At 57.8% G+C, this 5,395-nt stretch carries 3 rRNA genes; all 3 read left to right on the forward strand.

Going from position 1 to position 5,395, the window contains the following annotated elements:
* The first annotated feature begins 188 nt into the window (after positions 1-188).
* The 3 genes from ACFYON_RS28945 (at position 189) to rrf (ending at position 5,391) form a co-directional block, all read left to right on the forward strand.
* Positions 189-1,703 (forward strand): 16S ribosomal RNA (locus tag ACFYON_RS28945).
* 387 nt (positions 1,704-2,090) lie between these two features.
* Positions 2,091-5,200 (forward strand): 23S ribosomal RNA (locus tag ACFYON_RS28950).
* A 74-nt stretch (positions 5,201-5,274) separates the two neighbouring features.
* Positions 5,275-5,391 (forward strand): 5S ribosomal RNA (rrf, locus tag ACFYON_RS28955).
* The 16S, 23S and 5S rRNA genes sit together here, the layout of an rRNA operon.
* Positions 5,392-5,395: the final 4 nt, after the last annotated feature.

Raw genomic sequence — 5,395 nt, forward strand, 5'->3', positions numbered from 1 at the left:
GGGTGCTCCACGGTGGTGGGGTTTCTGGTTGGTGTGTGGTTGTTCTTTGAGAACTCAACAGGGTGCTTGTAAAGCCAGTGCCAATTGTTTTATACCCCGGACTGGTGGCTGTTCTTTTGAATGGTTGCTGGTTGGGATTCCTTTGGCAACACTTTTTGTTGCCAGGTTGATTGCTGTTCGACAAGTTTTTGTTGGAGAGTTTGATCCTGGCTCAGGACGAACGCTGGCGGCGTGCTTAACACATGCAAGTCGAGCGGAAAGGCCCTTCGGGGTACTCGAGCGGCGAACGGGTGAGTAACACGTGAGCAACCTGCCCCAGGCTTTGGGATAACCCCGGGAAACCGGGGCTAATACCGAATATTACCTTGCGCCGCATGGTGTTGGGTGGAAAGTTTTTCGGCTTGGGATGGGCTCGCGGCCTATCAGCTTGTTGGTGGGGTGATGGCCTACCAAGGCGACGACGGGTAGCCGGCCTGAGAGGGCGACCGGCCACACTGGGACTGAGACACGGCCCAGACTCCTACGGGAGGCAGCAGTGGGGAATATTGCACAATGGGCGGAAGCCTGATGCAGCGACGCCGCGTGAGGGATGACGGCCTTCGGGTTGTAAACCTCTTTCAGCAGGGACGAAGCGTAAGTGACGGTACCTGCAGAAGAAGCGCCGGCCAACTACGTGCCAGCAGCCGCGGTAAGACGTAGGGCGCGAGCGTTGTCCGGATTTATTGGGCGTAAAGAGCTCGTAGGCGGCTTGTCGCGTCGACTGTGAAAACCCGCAGCTCAACTGCGGGCCTGCAGTCGATACGGGCAGGCTAGAGTTCGGTAGGGGAGACTGGAATTCCTGGTGTAGCGGTGAAATGCGCAGATATCAGGAGGAACACCGGTGGCGAAGGCGGGTCTCTGGGCCGATACTGACGCTGAGGAGCGAAAGCGTGGGGAGCGAACAGGATTAGATACCCTGGTAGTCCACGCTGTAAACGTTGGGCGCTAGGTGTGGGGGGCCTCTCCGGTTCCCTGTGCCGCAGCTAACGCATTAAGCGCCCCGCCTGGGGAGTACGGCCGCAAGGCTAAAACTCAAAGGAATTGACGGGGGCCCGCACAAGCGGCGGAGCATGCGGATTAATTCGATGCAACGCGAAGAACCTTACCTGGGTTTGACATGGCCGCAAAACTGTCAGAGATGGCAGGTCCTTCGGGGGCGGTCACAGGTGGTGCATGGCTGTCGTCAGCTCGTGTCGTGAGATGTTGGGTTAAGTCCCGCAACGAGCGCAACCCTCGTTCGATGTTGCCAGCGCGTTATGGCGGGGACTCATCGAAGACTGCCGGGGTCAACTCGGAGGAAGGTGGGGATGACGTCAAGTCATCATGCCCCTTATGTCCAGGGCTTCACGCATGCTACAATGGCCGGTACAATGGGCTGCGATACCGTGAGGTGGAGCGAATCCCAAAAAGCCGGTCTCAGTTCGGATCGGGGTCTGCAACTCGACCCCGTGAAGTCGGAGTCGCTAGTAATCGCAGATCAGCAACGCTGCGGTGAATACGTTCCCGGGCCTTGTACACACCGCCCGTCACGTCACGAAAGTCGGCAACACCCGAAGCCGGTGGCCCAACCCTTGTGGAGGGAGCCGTCGAAGGTGGGGCTGGCGATTGGGACGAAGTCGTAACAAGGTAGCCGTACCGGAAGGTGCGGCTGGATCACCTCCTTTCTAAGGAGCACCATCCACCGAAAGGTGGTATGGAGCCCGCGCTGCCCGAATGTGGTGGTGGGGTGCTCAGATGGCGGAGACACTGGCAAGTCGGTTGCCGGCAACGGCCACGGATTCTCTAGTACAGCTGCTCTTCGGGGTGGTGGGAACGAGACTGTGGTGCGGCTGGGGACGGATGTAGGCACCCTGTTGGGTCCTGAAGGAACAACCCGTGTGGTTGTCTTTCAGAGCCTTGAGATGCCCCTGTGGATTGTGTTCCGGGGGCGGAAGGCGCCAGGCATGGCCTGGTCTCGCAAACCGTGATCCTTGTGGGTTGCAGGTGTGGGGCTTGTGGGTTGTGGGTTGGTTGTTTGTTGAGAATTGCACAGTGGACGCGAGCATCTTTGTGGTCAAGTTGTCAAGGGCGAACGGTGAATGCCTTGGCACCAGGAGCCGATGAAGGACGTGGGAGGCCGCGATAGGCCTGGGGGAGCTGTCAACCAAGCTGTGATCCCAGGGTGTCCGAATGGGGGAACCCGGCATCAGTCATGTGATGTCACCCGCACCTGAACACATAGGGTGTGTGGGGGGAACGCGGGGAAGTGAAACATCTCAGTACCCGTAGGAAGAGAAAACAAATAGTGATTCCGTGAGTAGTGGCGAGCGAAAGCGGATTGAGGCTAAACCGGCGGCGTGTGATACCTGTCAGGGGTTGCGTGGTCGGGGTTGTGGGACCCTGCTGAGTGTGCTGACACGCATTCGAGAAGTTACAAAGCCAGTGGTTAGTCGAACAGTCTGGAATGGCTGACCGTAGACGGTGATAGTCCGGTAGGTGAAAGCTGCTGGTCTTCTGTGGGTGTTCCCGAGTAGCGGCGGACTCCTGAAATCTGCCGTGAATCTGCCAGGACCACCTGGTAAGCCTAAATACTTCCTGGTGACCGATAGCGGACAAGTACCGTGAGGGAATGGTGAAAAGTACCCCGGGAGGGGAGTGAAATAGTACCTGAAACCGTTCGCCTACAATCCGTCGGAGCCTTGCGGGGTGACGGCGTGCCTTTTGAAGAATGAGCCTGCGAGTTAGTGGCATGTGGCGAGGTTAACCCGTGTGGGGGAGCCGTAGCGAAAGCGAGTCTGAATAGGGCGTATTCAGTCGCATGCTCTAGACCCGAAGCGGAGTGATCTAGCCATGGGCAGGCTGAAGCGCGGGTAAGACCGCGTGGAGGGCCGAACCCACCAACGTTGAAAAGTTGGGGGATGACCTGTGGTTAGGGGTGAAAGGCCAATCAAACTCCGTGATAGCTGGTTCTCCCCGAAATGCATTTAGGTGCAGCGTCGCGTGTTTCTTGCCGGAGGTAGAGCACTGGATGGTCTAGGGGGCCCACAAGCTTACCGAAATCAGCCAAACTCCGAATGCCGGTAAGTGAGAGCGCGGCAGTGAGACTGCGGGGGATAAGCTTCGTAGTCGAGAGGGAAACAGCCCAGATCACCAGCTAAGGCCCCTAAGCGTGTGCTAAGTGGAAAAGGATGTGGGGTCGCATAGACAACCAGGAGGTTGGCTTAGAAGCAGCCACCCTTTAAAGAGTGCGTAATAGCTCACTGGTCAAGTGGTTCCGCGCCGACAATGTAGCGGGGCTCAAGCACACCGCCGAAGCTGTGGCATTCACGCAATAACTTCGTGTCTCCTTGATGGGGCATGCAGGTGTGTGGATGGGTAGGGGAGCGTCGTGCCGGGGGTGAAGCAGCGGGGTGACCCAGTTGTGGACGCGGCACGAGTGAGAATGCAGGCATGAGTAGCGAAAGAAGGGTGAGAAACCCTTCCGCCGGATGACCAAGGGTTCCAGGGCCAGGCTAATCCGCCCTGGGTGAGTCGGGACCTAAGGCGAGGCCGAGAGGCGTAGTCGATGGACAACGGGTTGATATTCCCGTACCCGCGAAAGAGCGTCCCTGACGAACCTCGTTGTGCTAACCACCCGAACTGCCGGCGGTCTTCGGACCTATGGTGGGGAGCGTGGGAACCTGGCGGGTAGTAGTCAAGCGATGGGGTGACGCAGGAAGGTAGCTGATCCCGGCCGGTGGTTGTGCCGGGGTAAGCGTGTAGGCCGTGCCGTAGGCAAATCCGCGGCGCATATAGGCTGAGACGTGATGCCGAGCCGATTCAGGTGAAGTCAGTGATCCTATGCTGCCGAGAAAAGCCTCTAGCGAGTTCTTAGCGGCCCGTACCCCAAACCGACACAGGTGGTCAGGTAGAGAATACCGAGGCGATCGGGCGAACTGTGGTTAAGGAACTCGGCAAATTGCCCCCGTAACTTAGGGAGAAGGGGGGCCGGAGACGTGAAGCCCCACGCGGGTGGAGCGTTGTATGGCCGCAGAGAGCAGGGGGAAGCGACTGTTTACTAAAAACACAGGTCCATGCGAAGAAGTAATTCGATGTATATGGACTGACGCCTGCCCGGTGCTGGAACGTTAAGGGGACCTGTTAGCTCTTCGGGGCGAAGCGGAGAACTTAAGCGCCAGTAAACGGCGGTGGTAACTATAACCATCCTAAGGTAGCGAAATTCCTTGTCGGGTAAGTTCCGACCTGCACGAATGGCGTAACGACTTCCCCACTGTCTCAACCACAGGCCCGGCGAAATTGCATTACGAGTAAAGATGCTCGTTACGCGCGGCAGGACGGAAAGACCCCGGGACCTTTACTATAGCTTGACATTGGTATCTGAATTAGCTTGTGTAGGATAGGTGGGAGCCGGTGAAGTCCATACGCCAGTATGGGTGGAGGCAATCTTGAAATACCACTCTGGTTGATTTGGGTATCTAACTTCGGACCGTTATCCGGTTCAGGGACAGTGTCTGGTGGGTAGTTTAACTGGGGCGGTTGCCTCCTAAAGGGTAACGGAGGCGCCCAAAGGTTCCCTCAGCCTGGTTGGCAATCAGGTGTTGAGTGCAAGTGCACAAGGGAGCTTGACTGTGAGACTGACAGGTCGAGCAGGGACGAAAGTCGGGACTAGTGATCCGGCACTGGCATGTGGAAGCGGTGTCGCTCAACGGATAAAAGGTACCCCGGGGATAACAGGCTGATCTTCCCCAAGAGTCCATATCGACGGGATGGTTTGGCACCTCGATGTCGGCTCGTCGCATCCTGGGGCTGTAGCAGGTCCCAAGGGTTGGGCTGTTCGCCCATTAAAGCGGTACGCGAGCTGGGTTTAGAACGTCGTGAGACAGTTCGGTCCCTATCCGCCGTGCGCGTAGGATACTTGAGAAGGGCTGTCCCTAGTACGAGAGGACCGGGACGGACGAACCTCTGGTGTGCCAGTTGTCCCGCCAGGGGCACGGCTGGTTAGCTACGTTCGGAAGGGATAACCGCTGAAAGCATCTAAGCGGGAAGCTCGCTTCAAGATGAGGTATCCCACCCACCTTGGTGGGGTAAGGCCCCCAGCTAGACGACTGGGTTGATAGGCCGGAAATGTAAGCCCGGTAACGGGTTCAGTTGACCGGTACTAATAGGCCGAGGACTTGACTACCAAGCTGCTACGCGTCCACTGTGCAACTCTGAACACACAACAACCCTGTTGGTTGGTTGATATGTTCATAGAGTTACGGCGGTCATGGCGGAGGGGAAACGCCCGGTAACATTCCGAACCCGGAAGCTAAGCCCTCCAGCGCCGATGGTACTGCACTCGGGAGGGTGTGGGAGAGTAGGACACCGCCGGACAAAC

It is taken from the genome of Micromonospora sp. NPDC005686, from assembly GCF_042871665.1.
Taxonomy (GTDB): Bacteria; Actinomycetota; Actinomycetes; order Mycobacteriales; family Micromonosporaceae; genus Micromonospora.